Source organism: Amycolatopsis sp. NPDC000009, assembly GCF_055563465.1.
Genome location: NZ_JBVHDI010000036.1, coordinates 21628 through 44165, shown reverse-complemented (window position 1 = coordinate 44165; position 22538 = coordinate 21628). Strand labels below are relative to the sequence as shown.

Genomic DNA, 22538 nt, shown 5'->3' with positions numbered 1-22538 from the left:
CTCGCACAACCCAGGCCTCACGAGTGCTCACCCACCAGCAGCCACCACATCCAAGCCTGCCAAACCAGCCTGAACACAACCCATTAGGCCTCCTTCACTCAGGAGGCCTTCACGGCTGGGGCCCGCGGCGCCACGCGTCGGGGTCCGTCCACGCTTGTAGTGTCTGCCTGCTCTCGAACCGGCGGCGTTCCCCGGTGACCGGATCGGTGAACTCGAGGACCTTCGCCAGCAGTTGCAAGGGTTCGGTGAAGTCGTCGAGCGGGGTTTCGGTCAGCTCCGGGTAGAAGTCGTCGCCGAGGATCGGCAACCCGAGACCGCTCATGTGCAACCTGAGCTGGTGGGTGCGTCCGGTCGCGGGGATCAGGCGGTACCGGCCGAGGCCGTCGCGGTGCTCGATCAGCTCGACGCGCGTTTCGGCGTTGGGCGGCCCGTCGACCTCCTGTGCGGCGATGACCCCGCGTTCCTTGACGATGCGGCTGCTGATCTCACGCGGCAGCACGACATCGGGGTCGTATCGGGCGATCGCCTCGTATTCCTTGCGCACCAGGCGATCCCGGAACATCGTCTGGTACTTGCCCCGGACTTCGGGGGTGATCACGAACAGGACGAGCCCCGCGGTGACCCGGTCGAGCCGGTGGGCGGGGCTGAGCCGAGGAAGGTCGAGTTCGCGGCGCAGACGGACCAGCGCGGTCTGCAGAATGTGCCGACCGCGCGGGATCGTCGCGAGGAAATGCGGTTTGTCGGCGATCAGGAAATGCTCGTCGCGGTGCACGACCGAGACCTCGAACGGCACGTCGACCTCGTCGGGCAGGTCGCGATGGAACCAGATGAACGAATCCGGCACGAACGGGGAATCGACGCCCAGTGGTCCGTCGAGGCCGACGATGCGTTCCTCCCGGAGCATCTCCTCGATCCGCTCGGGCGCGACGCGGGGGAGCCGCTCGACGAGGTGCTCGCGCAACGTCGTCCACGGTCCCTCGGCGGGCATCTTGAGCCTCGCCGGGTCGAGCCCGTGACGGGGCGGGAGCGGCGGGCGGAGCTTGCGTCTCATCACCGCGCACTCTAGCCGCGAGGGCTCGTCTGTCCTGGTCGCGGGCGGCTTCCGCCGGGTGGTGTCTGGTGTCCCGGGCGTTGCGAAAGCCACTTTCGCAACCTTCAACGTTGCGAAAGTGGCTTTCGCAACGTTGGACGGCGGGCGAAGGAGGGCAAAGTGGCGGCAGGTGTCAGGAACCGGCCTGGTTCCGGTACCGCGCGAGGTACCGCTCGGTCACCTCGGCTTCCGCGACTGCGACGGCCTCCGCGCGCGTCCGGCGCCCGATACCCGGCGGGAAGCCGTTTTTCGCGAGCCGGTGCTCGATGCTCTCCTCCATGTACGCCATCGAGTAGAAGTACGCGACGAGCGCCGCCATCAGCACGATCGCCAGCCGCAGGGGGAGCGGGCCGGGCAGGAGCAGCCACACGGCGCAGAGCGGGGCGATCATCACCGTGCTGCGGGCGACGTGCCGCCAGCGCCAGCTTCCCGTGGTCGCGTCGTGGAGGATCCAGTCGTGGTAGCGCTCGGGCAGCCTGCCGCCGAGTGAGTACCACAGCCAGCGGAACAGGTCCGGGCGCTTGCGGGGCATCGGGCGACTCCTTCCGTCGATGTCGCCACAGTACACTAACGATTAGTACGCTAAACATTAGCGTCGCGGCTAGGATCGACGGCATGAACTCGAAGGGGCCGGAGATGAAGGCGATCGATCTGGGCGAGGATCCGCTCGCGCTGGAGCGTCAGGTGTGTTTCGCGCTGTCGGTCGCTTCGCGCAGTGTCATCGCCATCTACCGTCCGCTGCTGGAACCCCACGGGCTCACCCACCCGCAGTATCTCGTCATGCTGGCGCTGTGGGAGCGCGGTCCGCAGGCCGTCAAGGACCTGAGTGTCGCTCTGCGCGCCGAGCCCGCGACGCTGTCACCGCTGCTCAAGCGCCTGGAGACGATCGGGTACGTCACCCGCAGGCGCAGCTCCGAGGACGAGCGGCTGCTGACGGTCGAGCTGACGGAATCCGGTCGCGCGTTGCGCGCGGAGGCGGAAAAGATCCCGTACCGCGTCGTGGAGAAGCTCGGCATGGAGGTCTCCGAACTGGAGGCGCTGCACAAGGCACTGACCCGCGTCATCGAAGCCACGGCTTGAGCGAACCGAAACCGTGGTGTGACGAAATGAGGGTGTGAAGCCGCTCCGGGGTGGGTAATTCCCGTCACGCCAACTCAATGTGACAGGAAGATGAGGGACCGTGACCACCTCGACCCCCGCGCCCACGGAAGCAGGTCTGGAGCTCAAGACCAGGCTGAACGCCTACCTGGAGGACGTGGCCGCGGCACTGGGGATACGGATGGAGGCGTCCACGGTCGACCTCACCGGTCCGGTCACCGCCAGGATGAGGCTCAACTGGCGTCTTCCCGGCTTCCCCGAGCGCGACGTCGACCTGATGTGGCACGAGGAGCACGGCTGGTCGGCCGCCGTGGCGACCCATTCGGACGACGATCACCACGTCGTCGTCGCCTATCTCGGCGGCCGGACGGTGGCGTCGCAGCCGCGGCTGGTCGCCAGGTTCGCCGAAACCCTCCGCACCGGCGACCACCAGGACTGCTGGCCCGGCGCGCCGACGTTGCGCACCGCCGGCGGGCCGTCCGCGCTCGCCAAGGAACTTTCCGCCTGGGCCTGATCACCCTGGCGGCGCGAGGACGACGTCGAGCGCGATCGTGATCTCCCTGCCGATCAGGAACCTCGGCGCGCGGAGGCCGATCGCCCTCCGGTCGAAGACGGCGCCCGCGATCACCCGCCAGGTGCCGTCGCCGTTGTGCGCCGGCCCGCTCCCGGTCACGGTCACGGGACACGACTCGCCGCGCGCGCCGAGGGAGCCGTGGACCGACCACTCGTCCGGGCCGCCCTCGACGCGGTCGGCCGCGAAGGTCAGCACGGGATGCGCGTCGATCGCCAGCAGACCGGGTTTGCGCAGGTCGGCGTCGCGTTTGGCGTTACCGGTGTCGATGCCGTCGAGGTCGAGTGCGGCTTCGACGGCGGCCACACCGTCAGTGGAGACCCGCACCGAACCCAGGCTGACCGGGATCGAGCCGTGGACCACGCGGACGCCGAAGTTCCGGACGGTGAACGTGGCCGAGGTCCGGTCGACGAGCACGGTCCAGGTGCCGACGCGCGCGGACGTCCCGGCGGTCATCGCGGCTCACCCACCAGGCCGAGCGAGGGCAGGGACGTATGGAGCACGCGGTGGACGTCGATCCGGTCCGGGCCGGGCAGCAGCGCGGGATCCTCGCCGGGCAGCAGTTCCGTGCTCATGATCGTCTTCTGGACGGTTTCCATCGCCTCGATCGACTCCGTGAAGCCGAGGATGAGCATGGACCGGTCCTCGGCGGTCAGGACGTAGAAGCCGCCGAGCCCGTCGAGTCCCCGGACCGCGGGCCGGATCCGCTCGCGCCCGCCGAACCGCGCGGCGTCGGCCTGTGCCTGGGTGAGCGGCCGGTCGAACCAGGTCGCCTGGGCGATTTCGGGCTCGGCCGCGCCGCTTTCGACGTCGGAGACTTCGAAGACGCGGGCGTCGAAGGTGCCGGGGGTGCGGCGATCGGCGGCGGCGAGCGCGGATCCGCGGTCGCGCCACAACGCGACGACGAGCCCGGTCAGGCCGCCGATCTGGGCGAGGGTGCAGGTCCCCGGCGATCCGGTGCCGGGGTGGAGTTCGGCGGCGAGGGCGTGACCCCAGCCCGCGGACTCGCCGGCGTGCGAACGCCGGAACTGGTGGACGGTGGCGTACATGGGCTTTCCTTTCCGTCGGACACGCCGACTCTGCGCCCTCGGCCGCCGCCGGACATCAGTGCCAGTACGCAGTGCGGTACGGAATCGGGCCCGCGGAGCGATACTCCTTTCGTGAACCGGGAACCTTTCCTGGGCCGGGTGGCCGAACTGACGAGCCTGCGCGACAGGCTCGCCGACGCCGCCGCGGGTTCCGGTGGGCTCGTGCTCGTCTCGGGACCGCCCGGGATCGGCAAGACCCGGCTGGTCGAGGAGGCCGTGTCCGACGCGACCGCGGTCGTGTGGGGCCGGTGCGCCGACGATCCGGGAGCGCCGCCGCTGTGGCCGTGGCGGCGCGTCGTCGAGGCGCTGCCGTCGGTCGATTCGGCGGTCACGGCCGCGTTCGCCGAGACCGAGGGCGTGGCCGACGTCCAGGCCGCCCGGTTCCGGCTGGTCGCGGCCGCGTCGGACGCGCTGGTGGCCGCCGCCGAACCGGCGGGTCTGGTCGTCGTCCTGGAGGATCTGCACTGGGCCGACGAGGCGTCCCTGCGACTGCTGCGGCATCTGGCGGGGGAGCTGCGGCGCTCGAAGCTGGCCGTGATCGCGACACATCGGGACACCGGGCACACGCCCGCGCTGGACGCGGCCCTGCCGGATCTCCTGCGCCGTCCGGGCGCGCGGAGCATCTCCCTGCCGCCGTTGGCCGAGCCCGAGGCACGGAAGCTCCTCACCGGACTGGCGGAGGAGGAAGCGCGCGAGGCGTATCGCCGTTCCGGCGGGAATCCGCTCTATCTCGGCGCGATCGCGCGTTCGGCGGGCGGGGCGGAACTCGGCCACCTCGTGCGCGCCACGGTGGCGGCCCTCGGGCCGGAGGTGCGGCGGCTGCTCGCCATCGCGGCGGTGCTCGGCGAGGACGTCGAAGCGGCCCTCCTCGCGGAGGTGTCCGGCCTGCCGCTCGCAGAGGTGGCCGCCGGGCTCGATCAAGCCACGAAGGCCGGGGTGCTGGGCGACGGCCGGTTCGCGCACGCCGTCGTCCGCGACGGGATCTACGCGGATCTGGGGCAAGCCGAACGGGAGGCGTTGCACGGTCGCGCCGCGGCCGTGCTCGAAGAGCATGCCCGGCGCGATCCCGCGCTCGCCGGGACGGTCGCGGGGCACTGGCTGCGCTCGGCGACCGCGCCGGGGAAGACGGCGGAGTGGGCGGCGATCGCGGCCGCGGAAGCGAACCGGGCGCTGGCCTTCGACGAGGCCGCGCGCTTCCTCGCGATCGCGCTGGACGCCCGCGCGAAGGCCGGACTGTCCGAAGTGGACCGTGCCGGTCTGCTGCTCGACCTCGCCGTCGCCGAGTACCGGACCGGCCGGTTCGCCCGAAGTCTCGACCACGCCCGGCGCGCCGCCGACGCCGGGCTGCTCGCCCGCGCCGCGCTGGTGGTCCGCGATGTCGCGGCGCCGGATCTCCTGCCCGGCATCCGCGATCTGGCCGCCCGCGCGCTCGCGGCGGACGGCGTCGACCGGGCGACGCGGGCGCGTCTGCTGGCGCACAGCGCGTCGGTGGAAGCCGACTACGGCCGGTTCGCCGAAGCGGGGAAGCTCGCCGACGAGGCCTTCGTGCTCGCCGAGGAATCAGGTGATCCCGAAGCGCTGGTCGACGCCGTCCGCGCCCGGATGAAGGTCGCGCCCGAAAAGCTGCCGTTACCCGAAAGGCTGCGGCTCGGAGCGCTGGCGGCCGAACTGGGGGTCCGCACCGGGCAGCCGCTGGTTTCCTTGTGGGGGCACAAATGGCGGATCGACGCGGCACTGGAGGACGGGCGGATGGCGCTCGTCGACGACGAACTCGTCGCGGTGACGGCGCTGGCACGGCTGACGAGGCTGCCGCTGGTCCGCTGGCACGACCTGCGGCTGCGCAGTTCGGTGCTGGCGTTGCGCGGAGATCTGGCCGAGGCGCGCGAGCTCGACCTCGCGGCGGAGGAACTGGCGGACACCGAACTCGCGGACGACTTCTCCGCGAAAGGGATGTCCTACGCCTTCCGCACCCAGCTGGTGCTGCTCACGGGTGATCCCGGCGACCTCCGAGGGGATTACGCGAGTCTGCTCGAGCGGGCCCCGCATCTGCCGGTCACGCTGGTCTCGCGTCCGTTGCTGAGCCTGCTCATGGGTGATCTCGACGAGGCCCGGGTCCGGTACGAGCAGCTCGTCCCGCTGGTGCGGAGCCCGGAATTCGCCTTGCACACCACCGGCGCGCTGCCCAACCTGGTACCGCTGGTCGAAGCCTTCCACGACACCGAGATGGCGGAATACCTGTTGCGACGCCTCGAAGAAGTGCGGCCGATCGTGTCCGGCGGCGCCGGCGTCTTCTGTACCGGCTCGACCCTGGAGCAGCCTGCCCGCCTCAACGCCGTCCTGGGCCGCCACGACGAGGCTGTGCGGTTGTACGAGCGGACGATCGCCGTCAACGAAGGCATCGGCGCCCGGCCCGGCGTCGCCCAGGCGAGGTTGCTGCTCGCCGAAACGCTGGTCGCCCGGGGCGATCTCCTTCGCGCGCAAGGGATCGCGCGCGACGCGCTCGACGAGTTCCGGCGCCTGGCCCTGCCGGTACCGCTCGCGCGGGCCGCGGCGCTGCTCGACCGGATCCGCGCCGGACGCCGCGCCGCCGACCCGCTCACCGGGCGGGAGCGCGAGATCGTCGCCCTGCTCGCCGACGCGCTGAGCAACCGCCGGATCGCCGAGAAGCTGGTGCTTTCCGAACGCACGGTGGAAAGCCACGTCCGGAGCATCCTGGCGAAACTGGGCCTGACGAACCGGACCGAGGTCGTCGCTTGGGCGAGCAGGGAAGGCCTCAGGGACTGACGGTCAGCTTGCCGAGGATGCGCGCGGCGACGGCGTCGAGGTTGGCTTCGAGGAAGAAGTGACCGCCCTCGAACACCTCCATCTCGAACGAGCCGGTGGTGTGTTCGCGCCAGTTTTCGACGTCCGGCAAATGCAGGACCGGATCCGCGTTCCCGGCGAGTGCCACGATCGGGCAGCTCACGTCGGGGCCGGGCCGGTAGCGATAGGTCTCGACGGCCTTGTAGTCGCCGCGCAGCGCGGGCAACGCGAGCGCGCGGATGTCCGGGTCGGCGAAGATCGAGGGGTCCGTGCCGCCGAGACGGCTGACCTCGTCGAGGAAGGTGTCGTCGTCGGCGAGGTGGAGCGACTTCTCCTTCTGGATATCGGGACCACGGCGGGCCGAGACGAACAGCGCCGCCGGGACGATCCCGCGTGCTTCGAGCCGCCGGGCGACCTCGAAGCCGACGATCGCGCCCATGCTGTGCCCGAAGAGGGCGAAGGGTTCCGGGAACGCGGCGGCGACGTCCACCAGGTGCTCGGCCAGGACGTGGACGTCGTCGACGACCGGCTCGCCCATCCGGTCCTGCCGTCCCGGGTACTGGGCGATGTGCACCTCGATCGTGGGCGAGAGGGCCGCCGAAAACGCGCGGTACGCGCTCGCCGATCCGCCCGCGTGCGGGAAGGCGAGGAGCCGCATCCCGGCCGACGGTGCCCGGTGGAAGCAACGCGTCCAGCTGCTCGGAGCCTGTCCTGCCATCGAAAATCCCCCAATCCGTGCGGGAACGGCCCGCACGACACTGGAATGTACGGGGGTTCCGCGGAATGAGTCCATGCTTGTGCGGGGTTGTTCACGCTGGGAGCACGGGAAGGGAGCGAATGTGGCGGAGGACCTGAAGATCAGGATCGGTGCCGGGCTGGGGACCGGGACGGCACCAGGGGAGTTCGGGGCCGCGGTCGATCTGCTGGAGCGGGCGGGCATCGACTCGCTCTGGCTGCCCGAGGCGGTGTACTCGCCGAGGATCGACCCGGTCGTCGGGCTGACACACGCGCTCGCCCGTACCACGAAACTGAAGGTCGGCACCGGGGTGATGGTGCTGCCCGGTCGTGACCCCGTCCTGGTCGCCAAACAACTCGCCTCCCTCGCCGCGCTGGCGCCGAAGCGGGTCTTGCCGGTCTTCGGGCTGAAGCCCGCGCGCGACGCGGAACTGCCGTTGTTCCCGGTGCCGCCGGGCCGCCGGGCCGCGGTGTTCGACGAGTCGATACGGCTGATCAGGGCGTTGCTGGAACAGGAAGAGGTGACCTTCGAGGGCGAGTTCTTCCGCGTCGAGGGCACGGGTCTCGGCATGCCACCGGTCAAGCGGCTCGACCTCTGGCTCGGCGGGAAGGCGCCGGGCGCGCTGCGGCGGGTCGGCAGGCTCGCGGACGGCTGGCTGGCCAGTTTCCTCACGCCGGAGGAGGCGCGGGCCGGTCGCGAGGCGATCCAGGAGGCCGCGGCCGGGGCGGGCCGGGAAATCGAGGCCGACCATTTCGGCATCGGCATCCTCGTCGCGGAGGACGGGATCCCGGACGCCCTCGCGGCTTCGATCGCGGCCCGGTCCGGCTCGGACCCGTCCCGGCTGATCGCGGGCGGCTGGCGCGCCGCCCGCGACCTGATCGCCGAGTACGTCGACGCCGGGCTGAGCAAGTTCGTGCTGTACCCGGCCGGGCCGGAGCCGATCGAGCGGTTCGTCGAGAACTTCGTCGAGCACGCCGTCCCGCTGCAGAACTGAGCGGGTCTAGTCGAACTTCAGCTCTTCGGTGCGCCGCGGCATCAGCAACAGTGCGCCGACGCTGAGCACGGCGACCACCAGCATCGCCAGGAAGACGTGGTGCGTGGCGTCCGCGAGGGCGCCGCGCACGAACGTCGTCGTCGGGGTGTCCGGGCCGTGGCCCTCCAGGACGACACTGGTCGCGTCGACCCCGGACGGCAGCCCGGCGACCCCGGCGGGCGGGCTGGCGAAGCGGCTCGCCAGCGTGGCGTTCGCGATCGCGCCGAAGATCGCCACGCCCACGGCGCTGCCCAGCGACCGGCTGAACATGTTCGTCGCGGTGACGACGCCACGGCGTTCCCACCCGATCGTGGACTGCACGGCGATCAGCGTCGGGCTCGACGCCAGCCCCAGTCCCAGCCCGAGGACGAACGCGGCCGAGGCGGCCAGCCAGATCGACGACCCCGCGGTCAGGAACACCGTGAGCGCCGCGCCCGCGATGACGATCCCGCTGCCGATCAGTGCGGTGTCCCGGAACCCGATCCGCATGTAGACCCGGCCCGCCAGCGACGCCGAGATCGGCCAGCCGACGGTCAGCGCCGCCAGCGCGAATCCGGCGACGAGTGCGCCGGTGCCGAGCACGCCTTGGGAGAAGGTCGGCAGATACGAGGTAAGCCCCATCAGCAGCATGCCGACGACGACGGCGACCAGGTTCCCGCCGATCAGGGTCCGTTTGGTGAAGATCCACAGCGGCAGCACCGGCTCGTCGGCCTTGCGCTCCACGAACACGAACGCCACCAGCAGCACCACCGCGCCGCCGAAGATCGCCAGGCTCGGCGCGGACGCCCAGCCCCAGGCGACCCCGCCCTCCAGGAGGCCGAGGATCAGCAGCGAACAGCCGAGGGTGAGCAGCGTGGCGCCGAGGTAGTCGATGCGGTGCGAGCGGCGTTCGACGCGTTCGCGGAAGTTCCGGACCAGCATCCACGCCGCCAGCGCGCCGAGCGGCAGGTTGATGAAGAAGATCCAGCGCCAGTCGAGGTACTCGGCGAACACACCGCCCAGCGTCGGCCCGACCACCGACGAGATGGCCCACACGCTGGCGAGGTAGCCCTGCACCCTGGCGCGTTCCTCGACCGTGTACATGTCGCCGACCATGGTCAGCGCGATCGGCTGGATGGCGCCCGCCCCGATGCCCTGCACCGCGCGGGCGGCGATCAGCACCGGCATGCTCCAGGCCGCGCCGCAGAGCACCGAGCCCAGCAGGAACGCCGCGATCCCGAAGAACATCACCGGCCGCCTGCCGAGGACGTCGGCGAACTTGCCGTACAGCGGGACGGTGACCGCCTGGGTCAGCAGATAGATCGAGAACAGCCACGGGAACTGTGAGAACCCGCCCAGATCGGCGACCACCGACGGCACCGCCGTGGCGATGATGGTCGAGTCCAGCGCGATCAGGCCGGAACACAGCATCACGGCGATCAGGACGGGGCCGCGTTCGGACCGGAAACCGACCCCTTCCTTCGCGGTGACCGGGGCCGGGGTCGTCATCTGTGGCGGTCTCCTCAGGCTCATGAACGACGTCAACTACTTCGCATGGGTAAGCATTCCACGGAGACACCCGGTCATGGGACCGATTTTTTCCGTGAGCTATCCCGCAAAATGGATCGGATGAGCACCTGGATCCGCCCGATCGGCCGTGGCTGGGCCGTCCGCGACAACGTCCCGGGGCCCGACGTCGACGAGTTCGCCGACCCGGGCCGCGTCGAGGCCGCGCTCGCCGGAGCGCACGGCGACAGCCTGCTGGCGGTCCAGCATCCGGCGAGAACCCCGGCCGCGCTCGCGGGCGGCCTCTCGATCGAGGCGGCGTTACCACAGGCCAGGGCCACTTTCGAGCGGATCCGGGAGCGGCACTACCGCCCGGTCGCCGACGTCGTCGCGCCGTATCGCATCGACGGGCCGGACGGGGTCGCGCTGGGTGTGCTGTGCCTGGTCGATCCGGCCGCGGTCCGGGACGACGGGGTGACCCGGGTGCGGCACACCGAGGACGTCTATCCGGACGTCGTCGCGGAGCGGGCGGCGATGCTGGCCGGGCTCGGTGTCGCGACGAGTGCCGCGATGCTGGTCCCCGCGACCGGCGGCCGGGAGCTGACCGCGCTGATCGAACGGATCTGCCGGGGGCAGGTACCCAGCCTGTCCACAGTGGACGGCGTGGGGCGCAAGCACGAACTGTGGCTCGTCGGTCCCGGCGGGAACCAGGACGAACTGCTGACGACCCTGGACGGGCTGGATCTCCTGGTCGCGGACGGCAACCACCGGGTCGCGGCCGCCGCGGCTTCGGGACGCGGCGGGTTGCTCGCGCTGGTCACGGGCGGGCCGGGGCTGCGGATCGGGCCCATCCACCGGGTGCTCGCCGGCACCGGTCTCGCCCCGGCCACCCTGCTCCGGCGCTGGACGGAGGCGGGGTTCGACGTCCACCCCGGCCCGCCGGGACCGCCCGCCGAGCCGGGCGAGGTGACCGTGCTGGCGGGTGAGTCGGCGTTCCGGGTGCCGCTCGGCAAGGCGGGTGGCGACCACGCGGTGGTGGAGCAGGAGCTGCTTCGCGGGGCGCTCGGCGTCGATCCGGAAGGGCCGAACGTGCGTCCCTTGCTGCCGGGCACGCCGGTGCCCGAGGACGCGGACGCGGTAGTGCTGCTGGCCCCGGTCCCGTACGCGGAAGTACTCGCCGTGCACGCGGCCGGGTCGAGGATGCCGAGGAAGGCCACCTATTTCACGCCGAAACCGCGGAGCGGGCTCCTGCTGGCCGAGCTTTGACGTCGCGCTTTTGTCGGTGCCGCGGCCTAGGATCGGCGTCGTGGAACTGCCCGTGATGCCACCCGTCAAGCCGATGCTGGCCAAGGCCGTGCACGAACTGCCCCGCACGCCCGGGCTGTTGTACGAGCCGAAATGGGACGGCTTCCGGTGCGTGGTCTTCCGCGACGGCGACGAGGTCGTGCTGGGCTCGCGCAACGACAGGCCGCTCACGAGGTACTTCCCCGAGCTGGTCGAGCTGCTGAAGGACGCGCTGCCCGAGCGTTGTGTCGTCGACGGCGAGATCGTGCTGGTCACCGAGGGCGGGCTCGACTTCGAGACACTCCAGCTGCGCCTGCACCCGGCGGCGTCCCGGGTGAACAAGCTGGCCGCGGAGACGCCCGCCAGTTTCGTGGTGTTCGACCTGCTCGCGCTGGACGACCGGGATCTGACGCCCGAGCCGTTCGCGGAGCGGCGGAAGCTGCTCGAAGGCGTCGTCGACACGAAGCTCGCCCGGGTCCACCTCACCCCGCTGTCCGAGGATCCCGACGTCGCCCAGGACTGGTTCACCCGGTTCGAGGGCGCGGGTTTCGACGGTGTGATGGCCAAACCCGCCGACGCCCCGTACGAACAGGACAAGCGGGTGATGTGGAAGGTCAAGCACCAGCGGACGGCGGACTGCGTCGTCGCCGGATTCCGGTGGCACAAGGACGGTGCCGGGGTCGGGTCGCTGCTGCTCGGGCTCTACAACGAAGAAGGCGTCCTGCACAGTGTCGGCGTGGCCAGCAGTTTCACCGCCGCGCGGCGGCGGGAGCTGGTGGACGAGCTCGCGCCGCTGCGGGAGAACGCGCTGGAGAACCATCCGTGGCGCGAGTGGGCCGAGACCCACGAGGAGGCGGGCGGGCGCATGCCGGGCGCGGGAAGCCGATGGGCGCCGCAGAAGGACCTGAGCTGGGAGCCGCTCCGCGTCGAATGGGTCGCCGAAGTCCGCTATGAGCATGTCGAGGGCACGAGGTTCCGCCACGGCGGCAGGCTGGTGCGCTTCCGCCCCGACCGCGAACCCGCATCGTGCACGTACGCGCAGCTCGAAGAGGTTCCGCCCGCCGAGCTGGCCACCTTGTTCACCGAGCTGGGGGAAACATGAAGGCAGAGCCGGTCACTCTGGACCTCGACGGCGTCGAGTTCACGGTGTCCAATCCGGGCAAGGTCTACTTCCCGGAGAACGGCGAGACAAAGCTGGACCTCGTCGAGTACTACCGCGCCGTCTCGGTCCCGCTGCTGGCGCAACTCGGCGGCAGACCCCTGTTGCTGGAACGCTATCCCGACGGCGCGGGAGGGAAGTCGTGGTTCCAGAAGCGGGTCCCGAAGAACGCGCCCGCCTGGCTGACCACCACGGTGGTCTCCACCCCGAACGGCACCACCTCGGACGCGCTCGTGGCGAAGGACCTCGCGCACATCATCTGGGCGGTGAACCAGGGCTGCCTCGGTTTCCACGTCTGGCCGAACCGGGCCGACGCGCTGGACATCAGCGACCAGCTCCGCATCGACCTCGATCCGTCGCCGGGGATCGGGTTCCCCGAGTTGCGGCACGGCGCCGTCCTGTCGAAGGCGTTGCTCGAAGAGCTGGGCATCACCGCGCAGCTGAAGACCTCGGGCTCGCGAGGCCTGCATCTCTACGTGCCGCTGGAACCGAAGTGGGACGGCTACGAGGTCCGCGCGGCCGCCGTCGCGCTCGCCCGCGAGCTCGAACGCCGCCACCCGGACGAGATGACGGCACAGTGGTGGAAGGAAGAACGCGGCTCCCGCGTGTTCGTCGACTTCAACCAGAACGCGCCGCACCGGACGGTGTTCGGCGCGTGGTGTGTGCGGCCGCGGGTCGGCGGGCAGGTGTCGACGCCGATCGGGTGGGACGAACTGGAGACCGTCGAGCCGGACAAGCTCACCCTGTCCACTGTGCCCGCTCTGCTCGCCGAACGCGGGGACCCTTGGGAGGGAACGGAACCCCAGTCCATCGAGCCGCTGCTCGAAATGTCCAGAAAGGACATGGCGAACGGGCTGATGGACGCGCCCTGGCCGCCCGTCTACCCGAAGATGCCGAACGAGCCGCCCCGGGTCGCGCCGAGCCGCGCCAAGAAAGAAGGCATTTAGTCCTCTGAATGCGGTCCTTGCCCGCGCAACTACCGCATTCAGAGGACTAAATGCGGGGAGTCAGAGCGGCAGGTCGAAAGCGAGTTGCGTGTTCACGGCGGGTTCGGCCTTGCGGGTGGACCGGTGTCCGGGGAGGGTCGCGGCGCAACGGGGGCAGGGCGCGACGTCGGTGGTGGTGAGATCCACCGGCGTCCACAGCCGGGCTTCCTTGTCCCCGCAGGCGGAACGCCGGTAGCGGAGGTCTTCGGAGCGGGTCATCAGATGCGCGGCGGGGGAGTCCTCCGGCAGCGCGCCGACCAGGTACCAGCGTCCGGCGGTGTTCGTCATGGAACTGTCCTCCCGATACAGGTGGTCCAGCTCGAGATTCCTTCCGCAGGCCAGTGTCGGCGAGACACGCCGCGATTCCCGGTATTTCGGCCGTTCGGCGTGTCAAAGTAGGTCTGGACACGCGAGATCGGTTCTTGAGCGGCGCGTCAGTCCTGAATGAACCGCAGCACGCGCAACATGCCCCGGTCGTCGACGACTTCGGGATCGTCCGCGACGCATTCTTCGAGGCGCGCGGTGACGGCCTCGGTGTCGATCCCCGAACCGATCAGCACCAGTTCGCTCCGGCGCGGCAGGCCGGCGGGCCACGCCGAGCGCTCCAGCTGGATGAAGGAGCCGACGGTGTGCAGGCCGAACCGGGACCGCGGGCCGTTCGGGCCGAAGTCGAGGAAACCCTTGATCCGGTACAGGCCGCCGGGACGCTGTTCGAGGAAGTCCATCAGCCGTCGCGGGTCCAGCGGCCGTTCGGTGGTGAAGGCGACGCTGTCGTACGCGGTGTGGAAGTGGTGCTCGTGGTCGTGCTCCTCCTCGCGGAGGTCGTCGAACGACAGCTGGCCCACCCGTTCGCGCGGCCGGGCGTCGAAGAACAGGGTGGGGTCGATCCGGCCGTGGGAGGTCGCGATCACCGGCGTGCCGGGCGCGATCTCGTCGATCGTGCCGCGCAGTTTGGCCAGGGTGTCCCCGTCGGCGCGGTCGGTCTTGTTGAGCACGACCAGGTCGGCGAACCCGAGGTGCTCGTCCAGCTCCGGGTGCCGTTTCCTGGTCGACTCGAACTCGGCGGCGTCGACGAGCTCGACCAGGCCGCCGTAGGCGATGGCGGGGTTCTCGCTGGCGATCATCAGACGGATGAGGTCACGCGGTTCGGCGAGCCCGCTGGCTTCGATCACGATGACGTCGATCCCGGCCTCGGCCTCGGAGAGCTTCGCGAGCATGGCGTCGAGCCCGCTCGCGTCGACGGCGCAGCACAGGCAGCCGTTGCCGAACGACATCATGGTGTCGACCTGGCCGGAGACGGCCATCGCGTCGACCGCGATGCTGCCGAAGTCGTTGACCACGACCCCGATCCGCGCGCCCTGCCGGTTGGCCAGCAGGTGGTTGAGCAGGGTGGTCTTGCCGGAGCCGAGGAAGCCCGCGATCAGGATGACCGGAATCCGCCTGTCGACCACGATTTTCCTTTCCGCCGGGAGCTCCCCGCACTCTAGCGACGGCGGGAGCGGGCCAATACACCGGCACGGGGAAAGAGCAGAAGGGTTCGCCGTCGAATACGCTCGAAAGAGTGATTATGGGGCGATCATAAAGTGATCTTGGCCGCGTGTGATCATTTCGCGCGATCCATTTCGGTGAATATCCCGCGAAGTCTTACGCAATTCCAAATATTGTCGTCCGCAAGCTTTCTGCCTGCGAAAATGTCAGCGAGCGGGCGGCTTCTGCCATTTGGAGGATCGCGGCCGTCTTTTCGTGGGGTATCGTCTTTCGTCTGGTCAGGACCCGGCCGTCTCGCCGATCAGGCATGATCTCTCCGGGCATTTCCGAGTGCAGGAGGAATGGTGATCGTTCCCGCCGCCGGTGCCGGTGTCGAATTCGGAGAGTGGGAAGCCGAGGTGGCGACGGCCTCCATGCGGGTGACGGATATCCCTCGCTTGCCCCCGGAGACGGCGCCGCGGGAACGGAGCGTCGACGTGGCCGAGGCGGAGGACTTCTTCCGGCTCTTCCACGCCGAAACGGACGGTGGGCCCACGCGACCGCGCGAGCGGCTCGACCGGGTCCGCACCGAGATCGGTGAGACCGGCACGTACCGGCACACGACGGCCGAGGTCGAGTTCGGCGCGCGGGTGGCCTGGCGGAACTCCGCCCGGTGCATCGGCAGGCTGTACTGGCAGGGGCTGCGGGTGCGGGACCGGCGTGACGTCGTCGGAGCCGCCGCCATCGCCGAGGAGTGCGTCGCCCATTTGCGGGAGGCGACCAGGGGCGGCCGGATCCGCCCGACCATCACCGTGTTCGCGCCGGACGGTCCGGCGGGGCCCGGTCCGAAGATCCACAACGACCAGCTCGTCCGGTACGCCGGCTACCGGCTGAGCGACGGCTCGGTGCTGGGCGATCCGCGCTACGCCGGCTTCACCGAGACCGTCCAGGAGCACGGCTGGCGCCCGCCCGAGCGCAAGGGGTCCTTCGACGTCCTCCCGTTGCTCATCGAATCCAAGCCGGGGGAGCGGCGCCTGTTCCGGCTGCCGCCGGACGCCGTGCTGGAGGTCCCGTTGTCGCATCCCGACCACCGCTGGTTCGCCGGGCTCGGACTGCGCTGGCACGCGGTACCGGCGATCAGCGACATGCGGCTGGTCATCGGCGGGATCACCTATCCGGCCGCACCGTTCAACGGCTGGTATCTCGGCACCGAGATCGGCGCGCGCAACCTGGCCGACGCCGACCGCTACGACCTGCTGCCGGTGATCGCGGACCTGATGGGCCTGTCGACGAAGTCGGAACGCACCCTGTGGCGCGACCGCGCGCTCGTCGAACTGACGCTGGCCGTCCAGCACTCCTTCGACGCGGCGGGCGTGACCGTCGCCGACCACCACACCGAATCGCGGCGGTTCCTCGCGCATATCGCCAAGGAGGAGCGCGCGGGACGCCGTTGCCAGGCCGAGTGGAGCTGGATAGTCCCGCCGCTGTCCGGCGGCCAGACCGCCGTGTTCCATCGCTACTACGACGAACCCGATCCGGCGGCGAGACCGGCGTTCCTGCCTCCCGGGTAGCGCTCCGACGGGTGAAGGGGTGAGCCGAATGCGGCGTGTCGACGGGCCGGACGGTGGCGCGGCGGGCGGCCGCGCGGACAATGGCGGCATGACCGCAGTGCTCGTCGCCCACGCCGGCAGATCCGGCGGGACAAGGGAGATCGCCGAGGTGATCGCCGCCGAGCTGCGGGAGGGCGGGCTGACGGCCGATCTGCTGGACGCGGCCGAAGTCGAGGACGTCGAGCCGTACGGCGCGGTGATCGTCGGAAGCGCGCTGTACCACCGGCGCTGGCGCCCGGAGGCGGTGCGCCTGCTCACCGAGCACGAGGAAGCGCTCCGGAGCCGGCCGGTCTGGTTGTTCCACAGCGGGCCGTGCGGGCCACTCGCCGCGGGCAAACGGGTGAGTCTCCCGGCGGGTGTCGCCCTGCAGGCCGCGCGGATCGACGCCGAGCGCACGGCCACCTTCGGCGGCAGGCTCGTCCCGGCCACCGCCAGCGGCCTGTTCTGGAAGATCATGGCCGCGGGCCCGTGGGCGGGCGACTTCCGGGACTGGCCGTCGATCCGGGCCTGGGCCCGCGACGTCGGCCGCCGCGTCCGCACCCGCGTCGCACTCTGAAGGACCGTTTTGTCGGTGCCCTGCCGTAAGGTGCCCCCATGGACAAACGGTTCACTGCGACGCTGGTCAAGAGCCCGGAGAAGGGCGGCTGGACGTACGTGGTCATGCCCGGCTCGGCCGAATTCTTCGGCACCAAGGGGCTGGTGAAGGTCCGCGGCACCGTCGACGGGCACCCGTTCCGGAGCTCGTTCATGGCGCTGGGCGACGGCACCCACAAGCTCCCGGTGAAGGCCGACGTGCGCAAGGCGATCGGCAAGGAGGAGGGCGACACGGTGGAGGTCGTCCTGCTCGAACGGCTGGAGGGCTGAGTGGCCGCGGGCTGGAAGCCGTCCCCGGTCATCAAGATCTACGAGGCACTCGGCGCGGTCGCCGACGGCCGGGTCGAGGTCGACGGTGACACCGCGCGGGTCGCGTCGTCGGACAGGGCGAAGACGTACGACGTCCGCCACGATCCGGCGGCAGGATCGATCACGGCCAACGACAACGGGTCCTACTGGCAGGGCTATCTCGGGTACCCGGGCATCGCGTACCTGATGGAGTGCGGCGTGCTCGCCTACGACAGCGGTCTCACCGCCGGGCTGGCCGGTGTGCCGTGGAAGGAACTCGCCACCGAGTACCGCAACGACTGGGCGAAGGTCGAGAAGCACGTCCGCGAAGACCTGGCCGCCAAGGGAGTGGACCTGGACCGGTTCGACGCGGGGATCGCGGAGATCTCGAGCGGGCTGGAGAAGCTGGCGCTCACCAAGCTCTCCCCCCGGCAGCGCCCGCCGAAGTGATCTTCTCTTGACCTTGAGTTAAGTCGAGGTCTTAGCGTGAGCCAGGTCTAGATCCCTGGGGCACGTGAGGAGAACACTTCGATGGCTGTTTCGCTGGAACGGCGGGCGAAAGCGGTCCCGCCGCCGGACAAGGTTCCGGCCGAGGCCTGGCGGATGGCCTGGGTGATCGTGCTCGGCGCCTTCATGACCATGTTGGACACCACGGTCCTCGCGGTCGGAGCCGAGACGCTCACCCGTGAACTCGGCGCCGGAATCGCTTCCGTGCAATGGGTTTTCACCGCGTACCTGGTCGCGCTGGCGGTCGCGTTGCCGTTGTGCGGCTGGCTCAGCCGCCGGTTTGGCTCGGGCCGGGTCTGGCTGGCGTCGCTGGCGGCCTTCACCGTGGCTTCGGCGCTGTGCGCGCTCGCCGGGAACGTGGGCTGGCTGATCGGGCTGCGGGTGCTGCAGGGCCTCGCCGCCGGACTGCTCCTGCCCGCCGGGCAGACGGTGCTCGGCCAGGCGGTCGGGCCCGCCCGGCTCGGCCGCGTCATGGGGACGCTGGGCATCGTGATGAGCGTCGGCCCGACGTTCGGCCCGGTCCTCGGCGGTGTCCTGCTGCGCGGTCTCTCGTGGGAGTGGCTGTTCCTGATCAACATCCCGGTCGGCGTGATCGCGCTGGTACTCGGGCTGCGTTTGGTGCCTCGTGGCGAGAAGGGTGCGGCGACCCGGCCGGACTGGTTCGGCTTCGTCCTGGTGAGCGCGGGAATCCCGGCCCTGTTGTACGGGCTCACCACCTGGGGTGAAGGCGGTGAAGAGTTCGGTGCCGGGGTGCTGGTGCCGCTCGTCGCGGGGGTCGTGCTGCTGGCGCTGTTCGTCCGGCGGTCGTGGGGCAGGGAGAACCCGGTCATGGACCTGACGTTGCTCCGGAGCCGCGTCTACACCGCGGCGGTCGCGTTGTCCTTCTTCGCGGCGCCCGCGTTGTTCGGTGCGCTTTTCCTGCTGCCGCTGTACTTCCAGGTACTGGGTGGGAGCGGGGTCGTCGAAACGGGGCTGCTGCTGATGGGGCTCGGGGTCGGCACGGCGATCGCGTTGCCGATCTCCGGAAAGCTCACCGACCGCTACGGCGCGGGCCTGATCGCCGCCTGGGGGAGCGTCGCGACGCTCGCCACCACCGTCCCCTTCGCCATCGGCGGGTTCCCGCCCGACGGCGTCGTCGTGCAGATCCTGTTGGTGGCCAGGGGAATCGCCGTGGCGTTCCTGCTGATGCCCGCGACGACGGCCGGGTACGCGGCCGTCACCAAGGAACAGTTGCCCGACGCCGCCGCGCAGATCAACATCGTCAGCCGCGTCGGCGGCGCGGCCGGGACGGCCCTGTTCGCCGTCGTGCTGGCCAACCTGTTGCCCGCGGGCGCGGACGCGGCCTTCCGGGCGACGTTCTGGTGGCTCACCGCCGCGGCGGCGATCGCCGCGGTGCTGGGCGCGAGGCTCTGGTGGGTGACGCGCCGCCGGTGACGGTGTGCGGGCGGCGGTTTCGTGTGACTGACCGGACGACACACGTGATTGGACGGACGACACACGTGATTGGACGGACGACACGCGGCGGAGCCCCATCCGCGCGGTCGTGTCGTCCGGTCGGTCACGTGTGTCGTCCGGTTGGGTCTCGTGAGTGGTAAGGACGGTTCTAACCGTCCTTACCACTCACGAGCCCAGCGCTCAGCCGCAGTGTTCCGACGGGCTGTTGTACGACTTCCCGCCCGCGGAACCGCCCCACTTCACGCATTTGCCCGCCGCGGCCGCCCGCACCGGGCCGGCGAACCACGAGAACGACCCGGAGTCGGTGATCCGGGACGACCCCGCCACCTCGAGGTAGGCCGACGTCGCGGTCGCGGTGCCCACGGACTCGCTCTTCATCGTGCTGACACAGTTCTGCCCATTGGAAGCGTTGTAGGACAGGTAAACCGTGCCCGCCGTCCCGAGCGGGGCCGAGTCGATCACGCCGTATCCGCCGCCGCACACCGGGGCGCCGAGGGTCGTCTCGGTGACGGTCGAGAAGCGGATGGTCTCGTTGGCGTTCCCCGCCGGGCCCGCTTCGTACAGCACGCCGACCGAGCCCGAGGACAGCTGGACCATGTCGGAGTACGCGGCGTCACCGCTCCACACCAGCGTTCCGGCGGGCTTGCCCTGCCAGTTCGCGCCCTCGTCGAACGACGATCGCACGACGAGTTCCTTGCGGCGGTCGCAGACCGACGGCGCGGCGAACAGGATCCGGTTGTACTTGCCCGCCTTGTCGGTCGCGGTCATCCGTGCGGTCGAGGCCTGCACCACGGGGGTGATCAGATCCTCCTCGAAGGTGAATCTGGTGGAGAAGCTCGCCCCGCCGTCGGAGCTGATGGCGTAGGCACGGTTCTTGGCGCCACCGCTGAGACATTTGTCGTCGTTGTTGGCCTGGTTGCGCGCCGCGGCGTAGACCCGGCCGTCGAGCAGTTCGGTGACGCTGATCTCCTGCGGGTTCAGCCCGGCCGACGCCGCCGGGGTGTCGGTGGCGCCACGCTTCCACGTGACACCTTGGTCGTCGCTGTAGACGAGCGCGCCGCTGTTCTTGCCGTCGATGGTGTAACTCATCCCGGCGACGAGGCGGCCCGCGTGCGCGCCACGGGTCAGCACGATGCCGTGCGACGGCCCGGTCGCGAGCCAGCCGGGCGCGGTGCCGAACCCGAGCTGCGTGGTGAGCACCTTGGGCGCGGTCCAGGTCTTGCCGTGGTCGTCACTGATCGACACGCGCGGAATCCGGTTGCAGTCGGGGTTCTTGACGCATTCCATCACCGAGAGCAGCACGATCCGCCCGGTGGACGGGATCACGATCGGTGTCGGGTTTCCTTTGGTGTCACCGAAACCTTCGATGACGATCTTCGGGGCGCTCCAGGTTTTGCCGTTGTCGGCGGAGCGTTTCACGACGAGGTCGATGTCGCCGCGGTCGTTGCAGAAGCTGGCGCCGCCGTTGCGGCCTTCGGCGAACGCGAGCAGTTCACCGTTGTTCGCCTTGACGATGGCGGGGATTCTGAAACAGTCGTAACCTTCTGTTTTCTGTTTGTACACCAACGTGTTCCCGACCGCGGCGGCCGAGAACTGGTCGCCGGTGGCCGGCGCGGCGAGGGAGGTGGCCGGCGCTGCGCCGACCGCCGCGGTGGCGACGAGGGCCGCGAACAGGCCCTGTGCGACGCGGGAGATCTTCACGGGAGTGACTCCGTCCTGGATTCGGTTCAGGTGACGGGACATGAGAGTCCTTCCGGCTCGTACAAGACGCGTACAACCCGGTTTCGCGCTTTGTGTCAGGTGACACAGAACGACGAGGTGATCCCTGCCAGGCTCGTTCCCGCCGGACACGGCGCGAGATCGGAAGGGAGGGCCGATGACGGTGATCGATCCGGAGCGGGTGAGGGGCGGTCGGTCACCGGTTCGCGTCGTGGCGCCGGTGGGTCCGGCCAGGGGCGGGACCCACCGGCGGTTGCCGGCCGGGGGGAACGGCATCGGCCGCCGCTTCGTCGGAGAGCTGCACACCGATGAGGGGAAACGCGATGCGAGTGACCGACGCCGAGGGCGGGGAGTGGTTGATCGTGCGCCGGTTCGCGCCCTGGCTGCGCCGGATCCGCCCGCTCGCGATCGTCACCGAAAGCGAGCGCTACCGCGAAGTGTCGTTCACCCGGCACCGCGGCAGGTCCGCGGGGGAAGAACGCCTGGGCTTCGAGGACTGGCTGATGCTGGGAATCGCCGTCGGGCAGGCCGCCGGGGTGGCGCTGATCCTGTCGCCCGTCCTCCTGGCGGAACTGGTGGCCTGGACGATGACGGGCGCCGTTCTCCGGCTCCTGAGGCTGACCGGCGTGGTCCGTGCCCGGGTCGACCTCATCGCGCCACCGCCCGCGGTGCGCAGCCTCGCGCCGGTGCGGGTGCTGCTGGTGCCCGGGAAGTCCGTAGCCGGGCTCGTCCGCGAACTCGCGACGCTGATCGAGACCACACCGGACTTCGATCCGGAGAACGAGCCGCGGGTGCGGAAATTGTTCCTGTCCACCGGAGCGCGCGTGGAACGGCACTTCGGTCTGCCGTGGCGGCTCAGTGGTCGTCGGGCGCGAGCTGCCTGAGATCGTTCACGCTCCGCACCACCAGCCGCTGGCGGCCGGTGCTGAGCAACCCGTCGGCACGCAGGGTCCGCAGCGTCCTCGCGACGGCTTCCCGCGACGCGGACGCGAGCCCGGCCAGGTCGCGCTGGCTGATCCGCAGGGCGATCAGGGTGCCGTCGGCGACGGGCACGCCGTACCGCTCGGCGAGGTCGACGAGGATCGCGGCGATCCGTTCGGCCGCGGTGCTGTCCCCGAATTCGGTGCGGCGCGAGTTGGCGTAGCGCAGGCGGGAGGTGATGATGCGGAGCAGGACCACCGAGATGCCGGGATGCTCGCGGAGCACGGCGTTGAACGCGCGCGAGGACAGCCAAAGGCCGGTGACGGGCTCGACGGCGATCGCGGTGGCCGAGCGCAGGCTGCCGTCCATCGACGCCATCTCGCCGATGATGTCGCCCGGATCCCGGACGGCCAGCACGGCGTCGTAACCACCGGTGGACACCGACGTGATCTTGACCCGGCCGGTCATCAGGATCAGCACCCAGTCCGACCGGTCACCCTCGCGGATGATCACCGTGCCCGCCGGATACCGGCGCAGTTCGGCCTCGGCACGCAGCGCCTTGCGCTGGCCGTCGTCGAGCAGCTCCCAGAGCCTGCCGGGTGGATCGTGCGGCGCCGCCGCCGGCTGTGTCATCCCTTTTCGTCG

The 22538-nt window shown here is 70.3% G+C and carries 23 protein-coding genes; 13 read left to right on the top strand and 10 right to left on the bottom strand.

What is annotated here, in order from left to right; translation table 11 throughout:
- Positions 1-109: 109 nt before the first annotated feature.
- Positions 110-1051: a pseudouridine synthase gene (locus ACZ3HL_RS43900; protein WP_465537857.1), complete on the bottom strand. Its 942-nt coding sequence runs from the start codon at positions 1049-1051 to the stop codon at positions 110-112.
- 172 nt (positions 1052-1223) lie between these two features.
- Positions 1224-1622, bottom strand: a complete 399-nt coding sequence (locus ACZ3HL_RS43895) for a DUF5313 domain-containing protein (RefSeq protein WP_465537856.1) — start codon at positions 1620-1622, stop codon at positions 1224-1226.
- 104 nt (positions 1623-1726) lie between these two features.
- On the opposite strand from ACZ3HL_RS43895, the gene ACZ3HL_RS43890 reads away from it, so the two are divergent.
- Positions 1727-2170 (top strand): MarR family winged helix-turn-helix transcriptional regulator, encoded by a 444-nt coding sequence (locus ACZ3HL_RS43890; protein WP_465412532.1) that lies wholly within the window; start codon positions 1727-1729, stop codon positions 2168-2170.
- 100 nt (positions 2171-2270) lie between these two features.
- Positions 2271-2702 (top strand): DUF6292 family protein, encoded by a 432-nt coding sequence (locus tag ACZ3HL_RS43885; RefSeq protein WP_257487614.1) that lies wholly within the window; start codon positions 2271-2273, stop codon positions 2700-2702.
- On the opposite strand, the gene ACZ3HL_RS43880 is transcribed toward ACZ3HL_RS43885, so the two are convergent.
- Positions 2703-3215, bottom strand: a complete 513-nt coding sequence (locus ACZ3HL_RS43880; protein ID WP_465537854.1) for a YceI family protein — start codon at positions 3213-3215, stop codon at positions 2703-2705. It abuts the gene before it with no gap.
- On the bottom strand, positions 3212-3808 hold the full coding sequence (locus ACZ3HL_RS43875; protein WP_465412464.1) for a hypothetical protein: 597 nt from the start codon (positions 3806-3808) through the stop codon (positions 3212-3214). Before ACZ3HL_RS43875 ends, ACZ3HL_RS43880 begins: the two co-directional genes overlap by 4 nt.
- 111 nt (positions 3809-3919) lie before the next feature.
- Between ACZ3HL_RS43875 and ACZ3HL_RS43870 the strand changes: the two genes are divergently transcribed.
- Positions 3920-6631 carry an ATP-binding protein gene (locus tag ACZ3HL_RS43870; RefSeq protein ID WP_465537852.1) on the top strand — a complete coding sequence of 904 codons (2712 nt, stop codon included), beginning with the start codon at positions 3920-3922 and terminating at the stop codon, positions 6629-6631.
- Here the strand turns inward: ACZ3HL_RS43870 and ACZ3HL_RS43865 are convergent.
- Positions 6621-7367 (bottom strand): thioesterase II family protein, encoded by a 747-nt coding sequence (locus tag ACZ3HL_RS43865; protein WP_465537850.1) that lies wholly within the window; start codon positions 7365-7367, stop codon positions 6621-6623. The genes ACZ3HL_RS43870 and ACZ3HL_RS43865 overlap by 11 nt on opposite strands.
- 121 nt (positions 7368-7488) lie before the next feature.
- Here ACZ3HL_RS43865 and ACZ3HL_RS43860 point away from each other — a divergent pair, with 121 nt between their 5' ends.
- Positions 7489-8379, top strand: a complete 891-nt coding sequence (locus ACZ3HL_RS43860; protein WP_465537848.1) for a TIGR03854 family LLM class F420-dependent oxidoreductase — start codon at positions 7489-7491, stop codon at positions 8377-8379.
- Positions 8380-8385: 6 nt separating this feature from the next.
- On the opposite strand, the gene ACZ3HL_RS43855 is transcribed toward ACZ3HL_RS43860, so the two are convergent.
- Positions 8386-9906, bottom strand: a complete 1521-nt coding sequence (locus ACZ3HL_RS43855; protein WP_465412468.1) for an MDR family MFS transporter — start codon at positions 9904-9906, stop codon at positions 8386-8388.
- 111 nt (positions 9907-10017) lie between these two features.
- On the opposite strand from ACZ3HL_RS43855, the gene ACZ3HL_RS43850 reads away from it, so the two are divergent.
- Genes ACZ3HL_RS43850 through ligD form a run of 3 tightly spaced genes read left to right on the top strand, consistent with a single transcriptional unit; the run spans position 10018 to position 13293 of the window.
- Complete coding sequence (locus ACZ3HL_RS43850; RefSeq protein ID WP_465537847.1) at positions 10018-11169, top strand: DUF1015 family protein; 1152 nt, start codon at positions 10018-10020, stop codon at positions 11167-11169.
- A 40-nt stretch (positions 11170-11209) separates the two neighbouring features.
- Positions 11210-12289 (top strand): ATP-dependent DNA ligase, encoded by a 1080-nt coding sequence (locus tag ACZ3HL_RS43845; protein ID WP_465537845.1) that lies wholly within the window; start codon positions 11210-11212, stop codon positions 12287-12289.
- Entirely contained in the window at positions 12286-13293 is a 1008-nt protein-coding gene (gene ligD, locus ACZ3HL_RS43840; RefSeq protein WP_465537843.1) for a non-homologous end-joining DNA ligase, read from the top strand. Before ACZ3HL_RS43845 ends, ligD begins: the two co-directional genes overlap by 4 nt.
- 60 nt (positions 13294-13353) lie before the next feature.
- On the opposite strand, the gene ACZ3HL_RS43835 is transcribed toward ligD, so the two are convergent.
- Positions 13354-13620, bottom strand: a complete 267-nt coding sequence (locus tag ACZ3HL_RS43835; protein WP_465412472.1) for a hypothetical protein — start codon at positions 13618-13620, stop codon at positions 13354-13356.
- 146 nt (positions 13621-13766) lie between these two features.
- Positions 13767-14783: a CobW family GTP-binding protein gene (locus ACZ3HL_RS43830; RefSeq protein WP_465537842.1), complete on the bottom strand. Its 1017-nt coding sequence runs from the start codon at positions 14781-14783 to the stop codon at positions 13767-13769.
- A gap of 378 nt (positions 14784-15161) precedes the next feature.
- Here ACZ3HL_RS43830 and ACZ3HL_RS43825 point away from each other — a divergent pair, with 378 nt between their 5' ends.
- From ACZ3HL_RS43825 to ACZ3HL_RS43805, 5 genes are all read left to right on the top strand, one after another.
- Complete coding sequence (locus tag ACZ3HL_RS43825; protein ID WP_465537840.1) at positions 15162-16370, top strand: nitric oxide synthase oxygenase; 1209 nt, start codon at positions 15162-15164, stop codon at positions 16368-16370.
- An 88-nt stretch (positions 16371-16458) separates the two neighbouring features.
- Positions 16459-16965 carry a flavodoxin domain-containing protein gene (locus tag ACZ3HL_RS43820; RefSeq protein ID WP_465537863.1) on the top strand — a complete coding sequence of 169 codons (507 nt, stop codon included), beginning with the start codon at positions 16459-16461 and terminating at the stop codon, positions 16963-16965.
- 38 nt (positions 16966-17003) lie between these two features.
- Positions 17004-17273, top strand: coding sequence for a DUF1905 domain-containing protein (locus ACZ3HL_RS43815; protein WP_034322891.1), 270 nt, complete (start codon positions 17004-17006; stop codon positions 17271-17273).
- Entirely contained in the window at positions 17274-17741 is a 468-nt protein-coding gene (locus tag ACZ3HL_RS43810) for a hypothetical protein (protein WP_465412475.1), read from the top strand.
- A gap of 81 nt (positions 17742-17822) precedes the next feature.
- Positions 17823-19232 carry a DHA2 family efflux MFS transporter permease subunit gene (locus tag ACZ3HL_RS43805; protein ID WP_465412476.1) on the top strand — a complete coding sequence of 470 codons (1410 nt, stop codon included), beginning with the start codon at positions 17823-17825 and terminating at the stop codon, positions 19230-19232.
- A 201-nt stretch (positions 19233-19433) separates the two neighbouring features.
- Here the strand turns inward: ACZ3HL_RS43805 and ACZ3HL_RS43800 are convergent, their stop codons facing one another.
- Positions 19434-20954, bottom strand: coding sequence for a sialidase family protein (locus ACZ3HL_RS43800; protein ID WP_465537839.1), 1521 nt, complete (start codon positions 20952-20954; stop codon positions 19434-19436).
- A gap of 341 nt (positions 20955-21295) precedes the next feature.
- On the opposite strand from ACZ3HL_RS43800, the gene ACZ3HL_RS43795 reads away from it, so the two are divergent.
- Positions 21296-21856 carry a hypothetical protein gene (locus ACZ3HL_RS43795; protein WP_465537837.1) on the top strand — a complete coding sequence of 187 codons (561 nt, stop codon included), beginning with the start codon at positions 21296-21298 and terminating at the stop codon, positions 21854-21856.
- On the opposite strand, the gene ACZ3HL_RS43790 is transcribed toward ACZ3HL_RS43795, so the two are convergent.
- Positions 21828-22526: a Crp/Fnr family transcriptional regulator gene (locus ACZ3HL_RS43790; protein WP_465412479.1), complete on the bottom strand. Its 699-nt coding sequence runs from the start codon at positions 22524-22526 to the stop codon at positions 21828-21830. The genes ACZ3HL_RS43795 and ACZ3HL_RS43790 overlap by 29 nt on opposite strands.
- Between the last annotated feature and the right edge of the window lie 12 nt (positions 22527-22538).